Genomic DNA, 15,818 nt, shown 5'->3' with positions numbered 1-15,818 from the left:
TAGGTTCAGCAAACTCCAAATTTTATATGCGGCGTAGGTAAGCCCCCCTACCTACCGCGTGGGTCGCCCCCCAAGGTGGGGATGCTTGGTCCAAAGAATTCTTTTTCGATTAGACAGGGAGTCTAGCTGAGCTGCTTCAGCGAGGGGTAGCAGATGCATTGCGCTTAGGCGGTGTTTTGCTGGCACGAGGGACGTGCTCAACAGTGAGCTATAGATGGCATACCCAATGGCATACCCAGCAAGACAAAAAAGGAAAAAGCCCTGATAAATCAGGGCTTTTTCTCGTGGTCTGGCGGAAAGGGTGGGATTTGAACCCACGATACGGTGTAACCGTATACCGGATTTCGAGTCCGGCGCATTCGACCACTCTGCCACCTTTCCGTGAAAGAGGTGCGCATTATAGGGTCCACTTATGGCCCTGTCAACCACATTGATAAACTTTTTTGCCAGAACTGAGTCTGTTTCGACGCAAGTGACTTATTCCACAGGGTTTCCCTACGTCCTATGACGTCTGGCTCATGGCAAAATCGCGGCCTGCCCACGGAGAAGATATATGTTCGATAGCAATATCATGCGCCCCTTCCCTTCCCTTTCCCGACAACCGGGAGGGAAACGATGCGACTGATGGCCACCACCGCGCTTGCGCTTGCCCTGTGTCTGGCGGCCTGCCGCCAGCCGCCGTTGCCCGAACCCGAGTTCAAACCGGTACCGCCGGTCGAGCAGAGCGGTGAATTGGTGGTCCTGATCCGCAATGGAGCCAGCAGCTTCTATGTCGATGCTGAAGGCAAATACGCCGGGCTCGAATACGATCTGGTGACCCGCTTTGCCGAAGAAATGGGCGTCAAGGTCAAGTTCGTGGTGGCCCCGCGCGTGGCCGAGATTCCCGACAAGCTCGCCCGAGGCGAAGCCCACCTGGCCGTCGGCCTGCTTCAGGGCGATGACCCGAGACTCGTATTCAGCGCCAGCTACCAGGCTGTGCAACCGGTCCTGGTGCACCACCGCGACAGCAATCCCCCCAAATCGATCGGCGAGATCGGCGAGCGGCTGCTGATGGTCAGCGGCCAGCTCGCGCCGAGCTTCCGCCGTCTGGCCAATAAAACGCCCGGACTGATCTGGCACGCGGCCGACTATCAAGACAGCGAAGAGCTGGTGGAAAAAGTCGCCAATCACCTGATCGACTATGCCGTGATCGATACCCACGGTGCCGAAGCTGCCCAGAATTTCTACCCCGATGTGGCCACCGCCTTCAAAGTCGGCCCGGAACAGCCGCTGAGCTGGGCCTGGCCCAAGACTGCACCGGCCGAGTTCGGCGGCAAGGTGAAGAAATTCTTCGACGGTATTCGCAAGGACGGCACGCTTGGCCGTCTGCTCGACCGCTACTACGGCCATGTCAAACGACTCAAGCCGGTCGATGCCCAGGAATTCCTGGCACGGCGGGTAACGGTGCTGCCACGCTATCGCGCCCATTTTGTCGAAGCCGAAGCCCGTTATGGTATCGATTGGCGCCTGCTGGCCGCCCTCGCCTACCAGGAATCACACTGGGACCCGTTCGCCACTTCACCCTACGGCGTGCGCGGCATGATGATGCTGACCAATGACACCGCCGACCGACTGGGCGTCGATGACCGGCTTGACCCCTACCAGAGCATCATGGGCGGCGCCCGCTATCTCCAGATGCTCAAGGACAGACTGCCGCCGCATATCGCCGAGCCCGACCGTACCTGGCTCGCGCTCGCCAGCTACAACGTCGGCACGGCCCACCTGTCCGACGCACGTCAACTGGCGCAACGGCTCGGCAAGAACCCCGATGCCTGGGTCGATCTGAAAACCGTGCTGCCGCTGCTGCGCAACTATGAATACTTCAGCACTCTCAAATACGGCTATGCCCGAGGCGGGGAAACAGTGATCTTTGTCGAGCATCTGCGCAGCTACCACGACATCCTGGTGCGTTTCGAACGGACCGATCAGGTGATGTTCCCGCCGTTTGATGAGCAGGTGTCGGTGGCCAATCCGGAAAAGGTCAAACTGGGCATCGAGGCCCGCCCCAAGGTCAAGGATGGCCAGATGGCCAGGGTGAACTGATAGGGACCAGGCCGATCCGGCAGACAAGCCGGATCGGCAATTATTTATAGTTTCATACTATTGTCTACTATACACATAGCAGACATTTTTCACATTATTTTCCATTTTTCTCCCCCCTCGGCTTCCGTCCATAAAAAAGCCTCCACCCGACATCGCAGCAGGTGGAGGCAACCGGGACACTGCCAATGGCGTAAAGCGCGGCCTCAGGTGCCCATATCGTGCAGCACGGTAAAGGCACGGGCGAGAACGGCAGGGTTGAACTGACCCTTGTAGACCGGCGGCGGTGCGGTATCGAGCTCAAGCAGCCCGGCCACGGCGGCCTGGGCACTGCGGATCGAGTATTCGACCGTAAACACCACATCCTCGGGCAACTCGACGAACTGGCCGACCAGGGCCAGATTGCGCCAGCCTTCAGGCATCACCTGGGGCCGGTCGCCCTCGGCACGGCGCAGGAACTGACTGGTGATAAAAGGCATCAGGCAGGGAATACAGGTAGCGTTGTCGATTATCGCGTCATGCTGGTCCTGCGGTACGCCCAGATGTCCCAATACCTCGGTCAGCAACTCGCGCCCGCTGCATTCCCCCATCGGCTTGGCAACGAAATTCCCTGGTCGCGTCATATTGAGCCCATAGCCCCACATCACCTGCACCGATTCGGGCTGATCGCGGAAGTGCGGCTGGAACGGCAGGACGATGGACAACAGCCAGTTCGAATCGGCAAAGGTGATCAGCCCTCCCTCGCCTGGCACATTGCCGGTGAAGTCGCGCACATGGGCAAACAGCGCCGGATCGCGCAGCGTCACCGTGAAGGACAGCCATTTCGATTGTTCGATATGGTCGGCAAAGGCGGCAGGACGTCCCAGCTCGGGCCGGCCAGTCGCCAGTTTTTCCCATAGCGGCCAGGCGCTGCCTTGCTCCTTGCCAAGCAGCGGCGCCGGATGGTCGTGGCCGCCGCTGGTCGAAGCGTCGGTCATCGAGCCCAGGGTCACGATGGCGTAGTCGTTGGGCCCGAGCACGATGCGATGAGGCTGGCCATGGCGTTCACAGTCGATCTGGCTGATCCGGCGCTGCCCCGGCAGGCCGGCCACGCCAAGGTCGAGCACCCGGGCACCGGTCAGATAGCGCACGCCGCGCTGATCGAGCCATTTCTTGAGCGGGCGCACCAGCGAGTCGTACTGGTTGTAGACGGTGCGCATGATGCCCTTGAGCTGGTTGAAGCCGTCGATCATATGGACAAAGCGCAGCAGATAACGCTTGAACTCGACCGCGCTATGCCAGGGCTGGAAGGCAAAGGTGGTGCACCACATCAGCCAGAAATTGCTCTCGAAGAATTCCGCGTCGAAGTGGTCACTGATGGTGCTGTCGCCCAGCATCGACTCGGGTTCGACCCCCAGGCGGGTCAGGGTCAGAATATGCCGCTCGCTCAGGCCGAATTCCGGCGAATCGATCTTGCAGCCATTGCGCACCAGCCGGGCCTTGGAACCGGTCCGTATCACCTCGTTCCAGTGGCGGATTTCCTCGCTGACGCTGCGGCTGTTATCGAGCGTCGGGATCGAGTCGAACAGTTCGTAGGTGCAGCGGTATTTGCTCTCGAACATCCGGCCACCGCGGATCAGATAACCATACTGCGGGTCGCCCGTGCCATCGAGGCTGCCGCCCAGTCGGTCGAGCTGCTCGATGATGGTGATGTGATGGCCCGAGATATGGCCGTCGCGGATCAGGAAGGCCGCAGCGGCCAGGGAAGCGATACCGCCTCCGATCAGATAGAAATGGGCCGAGGTTGCAGCCACCTCATCAGTCGCCAGGACGGCGGAGGTTTGGGGGATGTGGAGCATGCTGGTTCTCGCTAGGGAAAGAATCGCCCCAAAGTCTAGGCTTTCCTCGCAAAACGGCTTTGATCTATGTCATTTTTTTTGGCATAAGCGATCAGAAAATGATTGATGGCCAGGCAATATATTTTTCTCTGCAATACGCAATACGGCAGGTAACTCCCGTCATTCAATACAGCCATGCATAGAAAATATTTCATTAAGGCAACTCTCCGCTTTTCCCTCCAAACCAAGGCGGCAGAGCGGTTATGCCAATTGACGATGGATACGCTCCCTATGTCCAACTGCCAGGGCAAACACCCTTTCCCGTTCGGCTCAAAGGAATGCCCTGGCAGGGTGGCCAATAGGAATTGCCCTACCAGGTCGAGCTTGAACTGAGCTACCACCCCAAGCTCGACTACTCGGCCCTGGAGCGGGCCAATACCTTTCGACTTATCGAAGGGATACGGGAAATCGGAGAGGGCTGGATCAGTTCTTCCATTTACTGGGAACTGTCCGGATAAAATCAGCCGATTAGTGAAGGGAAGGCAGAATGGCTGAGAAAGCTGACCGCTTTATAGACAGGGAAGTGGTGCAAGCATGAGGCGTCCGCTATCCGCTGCCCAGGCGCTTCGGCCCCAGGAAGCAGCCGAAGTCGACACAAAGCAAAAGCCCTGGAGATTCAGGGCTTTTGCTGGGTTTCTGGCGTCCCGTGGTGGAATCGAACCACCAATTGACCCTTAGGAGGGGCCGGTTATATCCATTTAACTAACGGGACCAGGCGGTGGCACAGGGGCGCTTTCCGCAAAGTGGCGCAGATTATACCTATGCCGCGAAAGGAAGGTATAGCGGAATAGCCCGCAGGCGCTTGTTCGGCTGCTGCGGGCGGGACGATAATAAGCGCCATTATCGACCCGGTCGGCCGGGTCTGGTCCTGATCCCATCCTGTCGCCTGAGCCCGATTCTGCGTGCGTTCTTCCTGCCGCCGGCCTCAGGCTTTCGCAAGCGAAAGAGAGCGATTCCCATGCGTAGCAAGCTGATTTCCCTGGCCCTGGCCGCCCTGGTCGCGGCGGCCCCGGCCCTCGCCGCCCCGGCTGTTGGCGAAGCGGCCCCGATCTTCGCCCTCAACGACCAGCACGGCAAACCACGTGCGTTGGAGGAATTCCGTGGCAAATGGGTGGTGCTGTATTTCTATCCCAAGGCCGACACGCCCGGCTGCACTGAAGAAGCCTGCGGCTTTCGCGACGAGATCGTGGTGTTGCGTGCGCTGGGTGCCGAAGTCGTCGGGGTGAGCACCGACTCGGTGGCGGCGATTCAGGCCTTCGGCAAGAAATATGAACTCCCCTTTACCCTGCTGGCCGACCCCGACGGCAAGGTCGCCGAGGCTTATGGCGCCCTCCACAATCTGGGGGTGATGAAGCTGGCTAAGCGCCATAGCTTTCTGATCAACCCGCAAGGCCGCGTGGTGAAGCGCTACACCGATATCGATACCAAGACTTACGCCAAGCAGGTCGCCGCCGACCTGCGTCAGCTCAGCAAGGCCAACTGAGCCCCGCCCGGTGGAGATGTCGATCAATGTGCCGGCCGTGCTGTTTCCGGCCATCTCGCTGCTGCTGTTGGCCTATACCAACCGCTTTCTCGGCCTGTCGAGCGTGATCCGCCAGCTCTACGACGCCTACCAGCGCTCGCCCTCGCCCAAGCTCCTGCGTCAGATCGCCAACCTGCGCCGCCGGGTGATCCTGATCCGGCGCATGCAGGCCGTCGGCGTGGGCAGCATGTTCTTATGCGTACTGTCGATGTTTCTGGTGCTGCTGGGCTGGCAATGGCCGGCCCAGTGGGTATTCGGCATCAGCCTGGCCTTGATGCTGCTGTCGCTGGGTCTGTCGCTCAGTGAAATCCGCATTTCCAGCGACGCGCTCAATATTCTGCTGGCCGATATGGAGGAGGCACTCAGGCAGCACGACGACGAGTAGCACCGTGATAACAGTGGCTTATAGTGAATCTGTCGATGCCATCGACGGCCACAGGAGACGGTGATGCGTGCATGGATATGGATAGGACTGACATTGCTGGCACTGTCAGCCCGGGCCGAACGGTGGATCGTGGCAGCCGACAATGCCTTTCCACCGTATAGCTTTCTCGATCCTGCCACCCAGCGCCCGGCCGGGCTCGATACCGATATCGTCACCGCCACCTTGCAAGCCATCGGCCAGCCGTTTGACCTCGAACTCTATCCGTGGGAACGGGTCAAGAAAATGCTTGATGCCAAAATGGTCGATATGGCCTACCAGTTCGTCGGCACCCCTGAACGGATGGCGCAGTACCGGCTGGTCGGGCCGATACGCTTCGGCGTGACGGTATTCATGACCCGTAGCGAGATGGACATCAGCTATAACGAGCTGTCCGACCTGGCGCCCTATACCATTGGTACGGTGCATGGCTTTGCCTATACCGATGCCTTCGACAAGGCGAGCTATCTGCGCAAGGATGCCGGCGCCACCAGTCCGGCGCAGCTGTTGCAGAAGCTGATGGTCAAGCGGGTCGATCTGATCGTCGGGGACAAAACCCAGCTGCTTTATCTGGCACGTCAACAGGGAGTGATCGACCGCATCAAGCTTCTGCCCAAACCGCTGGCTGAAGTGGCACGCTATGTGGGCTTTCAGCGCGGCGACAATGACAAGGCCGACCGCTTTGCCCAGGGACTGGAAAAACTACGCCGCGATGGCACGCTGGAGCGCATCATCTCGACCTGGCACTGACCCCCCGCCCCGCTTCACCGACCGTTCAGCCGGGGCCGTCTATCATCGGCCGCTGCGGACGGCGCCGTTTTCTTCCGCCCTGGAAATTGATCAACAGTGCCATCTCGGTAAACCGTAAAATAGTGGTATGGACAGGCTTGCTTACTACCGCATCACCGAAGTGCTGGGCCAAGGCGCTATGGGCGTGGTCTATCGTGCCGTCGATGAGCGGCTCGATCGCCCGGTGGCGCTCAAGGTGCTGCATCTGCATCTCGACGCCAGCCACCGGGCCGAATACAACGCTAGGCTGCAACTCGAAGCCCGCTCGGCCGCCCGGCTCAACCACGCGGCCATTATCACGGTCTATGAATGCGGCGAGATCGACGGTCAGTCCTATCTGGCCATGGAGCTGGTCGAAGGCCGTACCCTGCGTCAGGTGCTCGAACACGAAGGCCGCCTGCCGCCCGACGAACTCGAAGAGCTGGCCCGCCAGCTGTTTGACGCCCTGGCCTATGCCCATGCCCGCGATGTGGTCCATCGCGATATCAAACCGGCCAATCTGATGCTGACGAGCGATGGCCGGCTCAAGATCACCGATTTCGGCATCGCCCAACTTCCCAGCAACGACCTGACCCGTACCGGCGCCCTGATCGGCTCGCCCGGCTATATGGCACCCGAGCAGATCCAGAGCAAACGGGTCGACGGCCGCGCCGACCTGTTCGCCGCCGGCGTGGTGCTCTACCAGGCAGCCACGGGCGTGGCACCCTTCGATAGCGAACAGCTCGCCAGCACGGTCTACCGCATCCTCTACGAAGAACCGGCCGATCCACGCGCCATCAATCCGGCGGTGCCCGATACGCTGGCGCAACTGATCATGCGCTGCCTCAAAAAGGATCGTAACCAGCGCTTTGCCGATGCCGAACAGGCACTGGCAATGCTGGCCGCCCCGACACCCCGGCCCATCGGCAGCCAGTCGTCCCGCCGCAGCAGCCGTATGCCCTCGCGCCGCATGCTGGCGCTGGCAGGTGGCGCGGCCCTGCTGCTGGGTGGCGTGATCTGGTGGCAATCCACCCCGGCGCCCGAACTCGATATCGTCGCGCTCGACAAGCCAAGCGCTCCGAGCGAACCCACCGACCCGCCACTTGCACCCGGCGCCGCAGCCGTCCCCTTGCTCACCACTCCTCCCGAGCCGCTGCCGACCGCCACGGCCAGCAGCAGCGAGCCCCAACCCTTGCCGCAGCAAGACGAGATCGAAGTGCTGCCTACCCAGCCGATCCAGAGCGCCAAAGCCCCCGACAACCGCTCCTTCTGGCAAAAGCATTGGGACTGCATCCATAAAGGCGACTGCCCACCGGCCAAGAAGCGGGAACCGCGTGATCGCTAGAAGGATTCAAGAAATATTTCTTTTCTTCTCAATCCAGTACCCGGCCTTGCAATGAAAAGACAGGATCTTTTCCTTCAACAGCTGTCGCCATAGCAAAACGCCCATCGGTTTCGATGGGCGTTTTGCTTGAAACATCTCCGGCGTCAGTGAATCCCCCCGGCCGCCTGATAACGCTTCTCCAGCCGTTCGACCAAGGCAGCCAGCACCAGGGTCATGATCAGATAGGCAAAGGCAATCGCCAGATAAGGCTCCCAAAAGCGGGAATAGGCACCAGCAGCGGTACGCGCGGCATAGACCATCTCGGACAGACCGATGGCCGACACCAGGGAAGAATCCTTGAGCAACATGATCGCTTCATTACCCAGCGGCGGCAGCATGCGGCGGAAAGCCTGCGGAATCACCACATAGCGCATGGTCTGCCAGTAGGTCATCCCGAGCGAGCGGGACGCCTCGGTCTGGCCACGGTGGATCGACTGAATGCCGGCCCGGAAGATTTCGGTGATATAGGCGCCGGCATTGAGCGTCAGCGCCACCAGACCGGACATAAAGGCGCCGTACTCCTGGCGCAGCGTACGGGCCAGCTCGCCCGCTATCAATACACCGTCCGTCGGATGGATCAGACTGGGCAGAATCGCGAAATGGATCAGCAGAATCTGCACAAACAGCGGCGTTCCGCGAAAGAAGGTGACATAGGCCGTGGCCGGCATGCGGACCAACCAACGCACCGGCAGACGCCACGGCCCATGCCGCACCTCAGCCAGGCGGGCCATGCCGCCGATCAGGCCGATCAGCGTGCCCAGCAGGACGGCAATCAGGGTGATCTTGATGGTCATCCACGCCCCGTCGAGGAACAGTTCGCGGTATTCCCAGACGATGTCGAGTCGCACCTGCTGGAGCACTGGCACACTCTCTTGCATCGACTTCCAGAAATTCAGAAAATCCATGGCCTCGCACTGCGCTGAGATTGGTCGAGCGGGCATTCTCAAGTATTTCGCTGCTTTCCGATAGAGTAGAGACTCCGACGATTGACAAGCCCTGCCGATAGTGCGCCGCCCGCCCCTGTCCTGCCTCGCTTTGGTGCATTGCTGCCTCTTTATGGCGCAGTGTGGGAGGCTGGCGGGGAGACAGGGAGCACCCGGATTGCCGGAACAAAAAATATCCAAGCAATATCAGCCACTTAAAATCAATCCATAGCCACTTTGTCGCCGCCACGTCCCTGGCACGCTTGCTGCATTGAGGCAGACGAGCCTGGCTTGACGGCAAGCCGGATTGCTCCAGATTCGTTGGGGAGTCTGATATTGGGCCATTTCGGTCCGACCGATCGCGGCGCGTTTCCTTGGGAGACGCGCCGTTTTTTTAGGTTCGTTCAATGATTTCTGCTGGCCGTCGCAGCCAGCCTTCGGCCACACTGTAAGCCTCGGGCCTTCAGCTCGACCTACCAGGAAGACTTGCCAGCCGCGCCGCCATGCCCGATCCCAGCCTGATCGACCGTTTCGGTCGCCGTATCGATTATCTGCGCCTCAGCGTCACCGACCGCTGTGACCTGCGCTGCACTTACTGCCTGCCCAAGGGCTTCAAGGATTTCGAAGAACCGGCTGACTGGCTGACCTTCGCTGAGATCGAGCGGGTGGTAGCAGCCTTTGTCCGGCTTGGTACCCGGCGGGTACGGCTCACCGGCGGCGAGCCGCTGCTGCGGCGCAATCTGGCGGAACTGGCTTCCCGCCTCAAAGCGCTACCTGGACTTGCCGACCTTTCCCTTTCCACCAATGCCACCGGCCTGGCCCAACAAGCCGAAACACTGCGCCGCGCCGGCGTCGACCGGCTCAATGTCAGCCTCGACTCGCTGCGGCCCGAGCGCTTTGCCCGCGCCGCCGGCCGCGATGCGCTGGCCAAGGTGCTGGCGGGACTCGACGCCGCCCGAGCGGCCGGCTTTGCCCCGATCAAGATCAATACCGTGGTCCAGGCCGGTCTCAATGAAGACGAACTCGACGATCTGGTGGCCTATTGCCTCGAACACGGCTTTATCCTGCGGCTGATCGAAGCGATGCCGATCGGCGAGGGTGGCCGCAATGCGGCCTATATCGATCTGCAACCCCATATCCAGCGTCTGGCCGAGCGCTTCTCGCTCACGGCCTCGACGCTTGAGCTGGGCGGCGGTCCGGCCCGCTACTGGCGCAGCCACGACGGCGCCTTCACCCTGGGCTATATCACACCGATCTCGCAACATTTCTGCGCCACCTGCAACCGGGTCCGCCTGACCTGCGACGGCACGCTCTACCTCTGCCTCGGCCAGGAAGACAAGCTCGCACTGCGACCCTTGCTGCGCGCCGGAATCGACGAGGCAGGACTTGACGCTGCCCTGCGCCAGGCAATCGACCGCAAGCCCGAGCGGCACGAATTTCGTGAACAGCCGGGTAAGATCATCCGGGTGATGGCGTATACCGGCGGTTAGGATATCGTGGGGTACGGATTGAGGAATATTTCCATTCCTCTTATTAACCGCCATATGTCTTGAAGACATTTGGCCGAATAATTTCCATCAATCGATTTTTCCATCTTGCACGGCCCAGGCCCGCGCCTTGCGCCACTTCCTTCAACTTTTTCAGCCGAGACCGTGATGACGCCGCTTCTCTCCTTCGATGACGCCTTGACGCAGTTGCTGGAGGCCGCTACCCCGCTGACCGGGCACGAAACCGTGGCGCTTGCCGTCGCCGATGGTCGGGTGCTGGCCACCGATCTGGCCGCCCCGCTCGATGTGCCGGGCTTCGACAATAGTGCGATGGATGGTTATGCCCTGCATCTGAGCGATTTCACCACCTTGCCGGCGCGGCTGCCCGTTACCCAGCGTATTGCCGCCGGGGCGGTCGGCACACCCTTGTCCGTCGGGGAGGCCGCCCGGATTTTCACCGGCGCACCAGTGCCGCCCGGCACCAATGCCGTGGTGCCGCAGGAAGAAGCCGTCGCCGGCGATGGCTGGGTCGAGCTGCAAGCCAGTGTGCGGCCGGGCCAGCATATCCGGCTGCGCGGCAACGATATTGCATTGGGCGACCGGCTGGTCTCGGCCGGCACCCGGCTCACGCCGCAGCATCTGGCGCTGCTGGCCTCGGTCGGGATCGCCGAAGTGATGGTGCGGCCCCGCCTGCGGGTGGGCGTGCTGTTCACCGGCGATGAGCTGGTACTGCCGGGCGAGCCGCTGCCGCCGGGCGCTATCTATAACGCCAACCGTTTCTCGCTGCTGGCACTGCTGGAGAGGCTGGGCTGTACGGTCAGCGACTACGGCAATATCGCCGACGACCCGGGAGCCACTGAGGTGGCGCTGGCGCAGGCTGCGGCGGAAAACGATGTGGTGATGACTTCAGGCGGGGTATCGGTCGGCGAGGAGGATCATGTCAAAGCCGTCGTCGAGCGGCTCGGCCAGCTCGATCTATGGCGCATTGCCATCAAGCCGGGCAAACCGCTGGCGTTTGGCCGGATCGGGCAGGCGGCCTTTCTCGGGCTGCCGGGCAATCCGGTCTCGACCTTTCTGACTTTCTGTCTGCTGGCACGGCCCTTCCTGCTTAAAAGCCAGGGTGCCCAGCCTGCCGCGCCACGCCGCTTATCGCTGCCGGCAGCGTTTAGCTGGCCACAACCCGACAAGCGGCGCGAATTTCTGCGTGGACGTTTGGAAATGGGAACGGATGGGATGCTGCAAGTGACAATCCACTCCAATCAGGGATCGGCCGTTATGAGCGCTTTATGCTGGGCAGACGGTCTGGTCGATCTGACGCCGGGACGCACTGTCAGGCCAGGCGAGCGGGTGGATTTTCTGCCATTGGAAAATCTGCTTTGAAAACCCGCAAAAAAGATAATGGGAATTTTCCCATTCCGAACAAGGGATAAAAACGCAAAAAGGCAACAAACGCTTTAGACGGGGAAACGATATATTGACGCCATTCTCGCAGAGGACTAGGCTCGCGTCGCAGCTCGCGATAAACCATTTGCCGAACAGCCTCACACCGCAGTAAACTGCGGGTCGCAGGCAATTCAATAAGCAGGTTCTTTGGCAGTCTCGCGCCTCAGGCGCCCCGGTTCGCCAGTCCCTTGTTTGATCGTCCGGCAGCGTGGGCAATCGCCCGTTTCACTTTATTACCCAACAAGGATACAGCACGATGGCAACTGGTACCGTCAAGTGGTTCAACGACGCCAAAGGTTTCGGTTTCATTACCCCCGACGGCGGCGGTGAAGACCTGTTCGCTCACTTCTCGCAAATTCAGACCCAAGGCTTCAAGAGCCTGGCTGAAAACCAACGCGTGACCTTCGACGTGACGACTGGCCCGAAAGGCAAGCAAGCGTCGAACATCAAGCCGGCCTAATCAGCCCCGCTTGAAGTAAGAAAAACCCGGCTTCGGCCGGGTTTTTTATTGCCCGGCCGCCTCACTACTGACGCCAACGGCACAAGAACACATACACCACACCGGTCTGTAGCAGCACGACAAACGCCACGCTGGCAAACACCCCGATCAGTCCCTCGAAGGCCACGCTCAAAAACGGGGACAGCAGGCCCGCCTCGGCCAGTGCCTCGCTGGCGGCAATCAATTGAGTAGCCAGGCCGAACAGGATCGACCATTTGCAGATATAACCGGGCAGATACACCCGCTTCTCCCGGTTATGGCGATAGGCAGCCGCCCGTTCGAGCTGGGTGCCGCTATTGACGTCCTGGAACATCCAGAACGGCCATAGATAGAGATACAACAGGTGAGACAGGGATACGGTCTCGGCGGTGGAATGGCTGGCCATCGCAACGCTCCTCCATCGACTGGGCACATCACCCTATCAACATGGCTTATCCGACGCCGCTCTGCACGGCCGTTCAATCGCCGTCCGTCGTCTTGCCCAAACCCATCGGCTCGGCTGGCGCAGATGTTGCAGCGCGGCACGCCGTCCGTCGGCGCAGCAGTGACAGCATTTTCCTGACCCCCGCTGCGGACTAGGCTGAAATTCCATCCTTATCAGGAAGGAATCTGCCATGCGCCCCCTCGTCTCCTGCCTTGCCGCCTCGCTCGCCGCCGTGCTGTCGGCGGGAGCACTGGCCGAAGTCCATGCCTTTTCGATGTTGAACCTCAGTGGCGAACAGGAAGTCCCGCCCAGCAAAAGCTCAGGCCAGGGCTGGCTGACCGCCACTTACGACACCACCAGCCGTATCCTGACCTACAGCTACAACTGGACCCTCAGTGCCGGCTCCACCGCCACCATGGCCCACTTCCACGGCCCGGCCGTCGCCGGGGTCTCGGCGCCGGTGGTAATCGATGTGCAGCTTGGCAACCTCAGCAATGCCGGCAGCGCCGGCGGCTCGGTCACTCTGACTGCCGCCCAGGAAGCCGATCTGCTGGCCGGCAAATGGTATTTCAATCTGCACAGCACGAGCTTTCCGGGCGGAGAATTGCGCGCCCAGATGATCGCCAACACCGGCCAGCACGGAAACAGCTTTGCGGTGAACAGCGGCCGGGCCGTCTTGCCCAATGTCGGGATTCCCGGCTTTGGCGTCTACGATGTCGAGATGCAACTCAGTAGCGTCTCGCCCACCATCACCTTTACCCTGATCAAGGCCGATAAGCGACCCTGAGCCGGTTCCAGCTAAATTTTTATTCCAAAAACAATAAATACCGCCTCTTAGCTAGAGACGGTATTTCTTCTTTTTTTCCAATCGAGACACCCCCCGTTCACGCGACAGCCCGCGGTGGCTGGTTGTCCCAAGCGGAACTGGTCCGTGTCCACCCAGGTCGTCACGGCAGACGCGACCCGTGCCCATCGGCCGCGCTACAATCGCCCCTTGGCCCGGACCTTGCCGGGCGAACCGACCGCTCGGCCTGCCATGCTGACCTACACCGACCCGTCCGAACAGACCCTGCCTCCTGCCACCGAAAAGCCGTGGCTGCTGATCCTGCTCTGCCTGGCTTGGCTGCTGCCCGGCCTGATCGGCCATCAGCCGCTTAAACCCGATGAAATCGTCAGTGCCGCCGTGGTACGCCAGTTTCTGGCCGGCCAGTCCTGGGCATTGCCCTTGCTGGGAGCAGAAGCATGGGTGGAACACGGCCCGCTCTACTACTGGGCGGCGGCGCTGGTGGCGGGCATGGGCCAATGGTTCGGTCTGCCGATCCACGACGGCGCCCGGATCGCCGCCGGCCTCTTTACCGGCACGGCCTTGTGGGCCACCGGCCTCACCGGCCGGGCGCTGCTGGGGCGGCGCCATGGCCGCAGTGCGGTGTTGATACTGGTGGGTTCGCTCGGCCTGCTGCTGCCGGGCCATGCCGCCTCGTCCGATAGTGCGGTGCTGGCCGGCTGGTGCATCGGCCTCTACGGTCTGACGCTGGCGGCGCGGCGGGCGGCGCCGGCCGGGGTGGTGCTGGCGGTGGCGCTGACGCTGCTCGGTCTGGCGGGCAGCCTGCTCGAACCGGTCCTGCTGCTGACGCTGGCCATCGGTCTGCGCCGCTTTCCGCACTGGCATGGTTCGCGGCTGCGCGGCGCCCTGCTGTTGGCGCTGGGCTTGTCCTTGCCCTTGCTGACCGCCTGGCCGCTGGCGCTATGGCTGGCCGACCGGGCGAGTTTTGCGCTGTGGTGGGAGCACTTTGCCCTAGGGCCACTTGGTGGGTTTGCCGATCTGCGGGTCTTTCATCCTTTCGGCTACTACCTGCAACTGCTGCCCTGGTTCGCCTGGCCAGCCTGGCTGATCGCCGCCGCCACGCTATGGATGCAAAGGCAGCGGCTGGCCGAGCCACGGTTCCAGTTGCCGCTAGGTGCCGCAGGACTGGTGCTGGCGATGCTGTTGCTGTCCGACACCGAAAAGATGGGCTACGCGCTGCTGCTGCTGCCGCCGCTTGCCCTGATCGGAGCAGCCGGGCTCGATGTGATGCGACGTGGCGCCGCAGCTTTTCTGAACTGGTTCGGCATCATGACCTTCGGGGTGATTGCCGTGTTTCTGTGGCTCAACTGGGGCGCGATCCATTTCGGCTGGCCACGGCGGATGGCCGAGCGGGTCCATGAACTCAGTCCGAGCTTCGTGGCCGAATTCTCGCTCATGGCCAGTCTGGTGGCCGTGGCGATGACGCTGGCCTGGTTATGGGCGGTTTCGCGGCGGAGGCCGATGGGGCGGCAGGCGGTCACCAACTGGGCCGCCGGCGCCACCCTGGGCTGGGGACTGGCGATTGCCATCGTCACCGGCTGGGTCGATGCCCGTACCAGCTACCGCGATTTCGCCCGGGCGCTGGCACCGCATCTGCCGCGACAGGCTTGCATCACCAGCGAGAATCTGGGCCCGAGCCAACGTGCCGTGCTCGATTATTACCTCGACGTCGCCACCATCCGGCGTGAGCGGCGACCGCAGTCGGGGTGCGACTGGTTGTTGCGCCAGGGTGGCCGCGAGCGCCTGTCGCCGCCGACCGGCTGGCGTGAAGTCTGGCAGGGAGGCCGACCGGGGGATCGCAACGAGCGCTATTACTTGTATCAAAGGGAGTAGCCATGGACCTGGAGACCGTACTTGGCATGACAGCAGGCTTTTGCACCACGATAGGACTGGTGCCTCAAGTTTGGCGGATTGCCAGGACGCGTCATGTCAGGGCCATCTCCGCCCGTTCCTATGGCCTGACCACCGTGGGACTGGGGCTGTGGTTCGGCTACGGACTCGCCATCGATTCGCTGCCGGTCATCCTCTACAACGGCATCAGCTGTCTACTGGCCGGATCGATCGTGGCGATGAAACTGCATTTCGGCCGCACCAATCATTTAAGCGGAAATCATTAAATTTCCTTTAAATAGACTTCTGCTTCTTGC

General features: G+C 61.4%; 15 protein-coding genes and 2 tRNA genes. 12 read left to right on the top strand and 5 right to left on the bottom strand.

The features are described from left to right. Positions 1-290: 290 nt before the first annotated feature. Positions 291-381, bottom strand: a tRNA-Ser gene (locus ACFOW7_RS20145). A gap of 234 nt (positions 382-615) precedes the next feature. Between ACFOW7_RS20145 and mltF the strand changes: the two genes are divergently transcribed. Then, positions 616-2,082, top strand: a complete 1,467-nt coding sequence (mltF, locus tag ACFOW7_RS20140; protein WP_378167832.1) for a membrane-bound lytic murein transglycosylase MltF — start codon at positions 616-618, stop codon at positions 2,080-2,082. 203 nt (positions 2,083-2,285) lie between these two features. On the opposite strand, the gene ACFOW7_RS20135 is transcribed toward mltF, so the two are convergent. Further along, positions 2,286-3,917 (bottom strand): oleate hydratase, encoded by a 1,632-nt coding sequence (locus tag ACFOW7_RS20135; protein ID WP_378167830.1) that lies wholly within the window; start codon positions 3,915-3,917, stop codon positions 2,286-2,288. Between the two features lie 344 nt (positions 3,918-4,261). Here ACFOW7_RS20135 and ACFOW7_RS20130 point away from each other — a divergent pair, with 344 nt between their 5' ends. After that, complete coding sequence (locus tag ACFOW7_RS20130) at positions 4,262-4,414, top strand: hypothetical protein (RefSeq protein WP_378167828.1); 153 nt, start codon at positions 4,262-4,264, stop codon at positions 4,412-4,414. Positions 4,415-4,593: 179 nt separating this feature from the next. On the opposite strand, the gene ACFOW7_RS20125 is transcribed toward ACFOW7_RS20130, so the two are convergent. Beyond that, positions 4,594-4,668: transfer RNA gene (locus ACFOW7_RS20125), tRNA-Arg, on the bottom strand. Between the two features lie 246 nt (positions 4,669-4,914). Here ACFOW7_RS20125 and ACFOW7_RS20120 point away from each other — a divergent pair. The 4 genes from ACFOW7_RS20120 (at position 4,915) to ACFOW7_RS20105 (ending at position 8,012) form a co-directional block, all read left to right on the top strand. Then, positions 4,915-5,439 carry a peroxiredoxin gene (locus ACFOW7_RS20120; protein ID WP_378167826.1) on the top strand — a complete coding sequence of 175 codons (525 nt, stop codon included), beginning with the start codon at positions 4,915-4,917 and terminating at the stop codon, positions 5,437-5,439. 16 nt (positions 5,440-5,455) lie between these two features. Then, a complete protein-coding gene (locus ACFOW7_RS20115) occupies positions 5,456-5,863 on the top strand; it encodes a DUF2721 domain-containing protein (RefSeq protein WP_378167824.1) in 408 nt (135 codons plus the stop codon). A gap of 63 nt (positions 5,864-5,926) precedes the next feature. Continuing rightward, complete coding sequence (locus ACFOW7_RS20110) at positions 5,927-6,649, top strand: substrate-binding periplasmic protein (protein ID WP_378167822.1); 723 nt, start codon at positions 5,927-5,929, stop codon at positions 6,647-6,649. A 127-nt stretch (positions 6,650-6,776) separates the two neighbouring features. Further along, positions 6,777-8,012 (top strand): serine/threonine-protein kinase, encoded by a 1,236-nt coding sequence (locus tag ACFOW7_RS20105; protein ID WP_378167820.1) that lies wholly within the window; start codon positions 6,777-6,779, stop codon positions 8,010-8,012. Between the two features lie 143 nt (positions 8,013-8,155). On the opposite strand, the gene ACFOW7_RS20100 is transcribed toward ACFOW7_RS20105, so the two are convergent. Then, a complete protein-coding gene (locus ACFOW7_RS20100; RefSeq protein WP_378167817.1) occupies positions 8,156-8,956 on the bottom strand; it encodes an amino acid ABC transporter permease in 801 nt (266 codons plus the stop codon). 521 nt (positions 8,957-9,477) lie between these two features. On the opposite strand from ACFOW7_RS20100, the gene moaA reads away from it, so the two are divergent. The 3 genes from moaA (at position 9,478) to ACFOW7_RS20085 (ending at position 12,364) form a co-directional block, all read left to right on the top strand. Further along, positions 9,478-10,464 (top strand): GTP 3',8-cyclase MoaA, encoded by a 987-nt coding sequence (gene moaA / locus ACFOW7_RS20095; protein WP_378167815.1) that lies wholly within the window; start codon positions 9,478-9,480, stop codon positions 10,462-10,464. Between the two features lie 165 nt (positions 10,465-10,629). Then, positions 10,630-11,841 (top strand): molybdopterin molybdotransferase MoeA, encoded by a 1,212-nt coding sequence (locus tag ACFOW7_RS20090; RefSeq protein WP_378167813.1) that lies wholly within the window; start codon positions 10,630-10,632, stop codon positions 11,839-11,841. 319 nt (positions 11,842-12,160) lie between these two features. After that, complete coding sequence (locus ACFOW7_RS20085) at positions 12,161-12,364, top strand: cold-shock protein (protein WP_378167811.1); 204 nt, start codon at positions 12,161-12,163, stop codon at positions 12,362-12,364. A 64-nt stretch (positions 12,365-12,428) separates the two neighbouring features. On the opposite strand, the gene ACFOW7_RS20080 is transcribed toward ACFOW7_RS20085, so the two are convergent. Continuing rightward, positions 12,429-12,788, bottom strand: a complete 360-nt coding sequence (locus ACFOW7_RS20080) for a hypothetical protein (RefSeq protein WP_378167809.1) — start codon at positions 12,786-12,788, stop codon at positions 12,429-12,431. Between the two features lie 229 nt (positions 12,789-13,017). Between ACFOW7_RS20080 and ACFOW7_RS20075 the strand changes: the two genes are divergently transcribed. From ACFOW7_RS20075 to ACFOW7_RS20065, 3 genes are all read left to right on the top strand, one after another. After that, the gene (locus tag ACFOW7_RS20075; RefSeq protein ID WP_378167807.1) at positions 13,018-13,614 is read left to right on the top strand and encodes a CHRD domain-containing protein; all 597 of its coding nucleotides are present in this window, start codon (positions 13,018-13,020) and stop codon (positions 13,612-13,614) included. Positions 13,615-13,758: 144 nt separating this feature from the next. Then, positions 13,759-15,504: an ArnT family glycosyltransferase gene (locus ACFOW7_RS20070; protein ID WP_378167805.1), complete on the top strand. Its 1,746-nt coding sequence runs from the start codon at positions 13,759-13,761 to the stop codon at positions 15,502-15,504. Positions 15,505-15,506: 2 nt separating this feature from the next. Continuing rightward, complete coding sequence (locus ACFOW7_RS20065) at positions 15,507-15,788, top strand: SemiSWEET family sugar transporter (protein ID WP_378167802.1); 282 nt, start codon at positions 15,507-15,509, stop codon at positions 15,786-15,788. The last annotated feature ends 30 nt before the right edge of the window (positions 15,789-15,818 follow it).

The organism is Chitinimonas lacunae (genome assembly GCF_042650885.1).
GTDB classification, from domain to species: Bacteria; Pseudomonadota; Gammaproteobacteria; order Burkholderiales; family Chitinimonadaceae; genus Chitinimonas_A; species Chitinimonas_A lacunae.
Note: the sequence above shows the minus strand (reverse complement) of the source record. Positions and strands in the feature narration are given on the sequence as shown.

Bases quoted from the DNA above. Each gene is read 5' to 3' on its own strand.
- mltF (WP_378167832.1), top strand. From the start codon at position 616: ATGCGACTGATGGCCACCACCGCGCTTGCGCTTGCCCTGTGTCTGGCG.
- ACFOW7_RS20135 (WP_378167830.1), bottom strand. From the start codon at position 3,917: ATGCTCCACATCCCCCAAACCTCCGCCGTCCTGGCGACTGATGAGGTG.
- ACFOW7_RS20120 (WP_378167826.1), top strand. From the start codon at position 4,915: ATGCGTAGCAAGCTGATTTCCCTGGCCCTGGCCGCCCTGGTCGCGGCG.
- ACFOW7_RS20115 (WP_378167824.1), top strand. From the start codon at position 5,456: ATGTCGATCAATGTGCCGGCCGTGCTGTTTCCGGCCATCTCGCTGCTG.
- ACFOW7_RS20110 (WP_378167822.1), top strand. From the start codon at position 5,927: ATGCGTGCATGGATATGGATAGGACTGACATTGCTGGCACTGTCAGCC.
- ACFOW7_RS20105 (WP_378167820.1), top strand. From the start codon at position 6,777: ATGGACAGGCTTGCTTACTACCGCATCACCGAAGTGCTGGGCCAAGGC.
- ACFOW7_RS20100 (WP_378167817.1), bottom strand. From the start codon at position 8,956: ATGGATTTTCTGAATTTCTGGAAGTCGATGCAAGAGAGTGTGCCAGTG.
- moaA (WP_378167815.1), top strand. From the start codon at position 9,478: ATGCCCGATCCCAGCCTGATCGACCGTTTCGGTCGCCGTATCGATTAT.
- ACFOW7_RS20090 (WP_378167813.1), top strand. From the start codon at position 10,630: ATGACGCCGCTTCTCTCCTTCGATGACGCCTTGACGCAGTTGCTGGAG.
- ACFOW7_RS20085 (WP_378167811.1), top strand. From the start codon at position 12,161: ATGGCAACTGGTACCGTCAAGTGGTTCAACGACGCCAAAGGTTTCGGT.
- ACFOW7_RS20080 (WP_378167809.1), bottom strand. From the start codon at position 12,788: ATGGCCAGCCATTCCACCGCCGAGACCGTATCCCTGTCTCACCTGTTG.
- ACFOW7_RS20075 (WP_378167807.1), top strand. From the start codon at position 13,018: ATGCGCCCCCTCGTCTCCTGCCTTGCCGCCTCGCTCGCCGCCGTGCTG.
- ACFOW7_RS20065 (WP_378167802.1), top strand. From the start codon at position 15,507: ATGGACCTGGAGACCGTACTTGGCATGACAGCAGGCTTTTGCACCACG.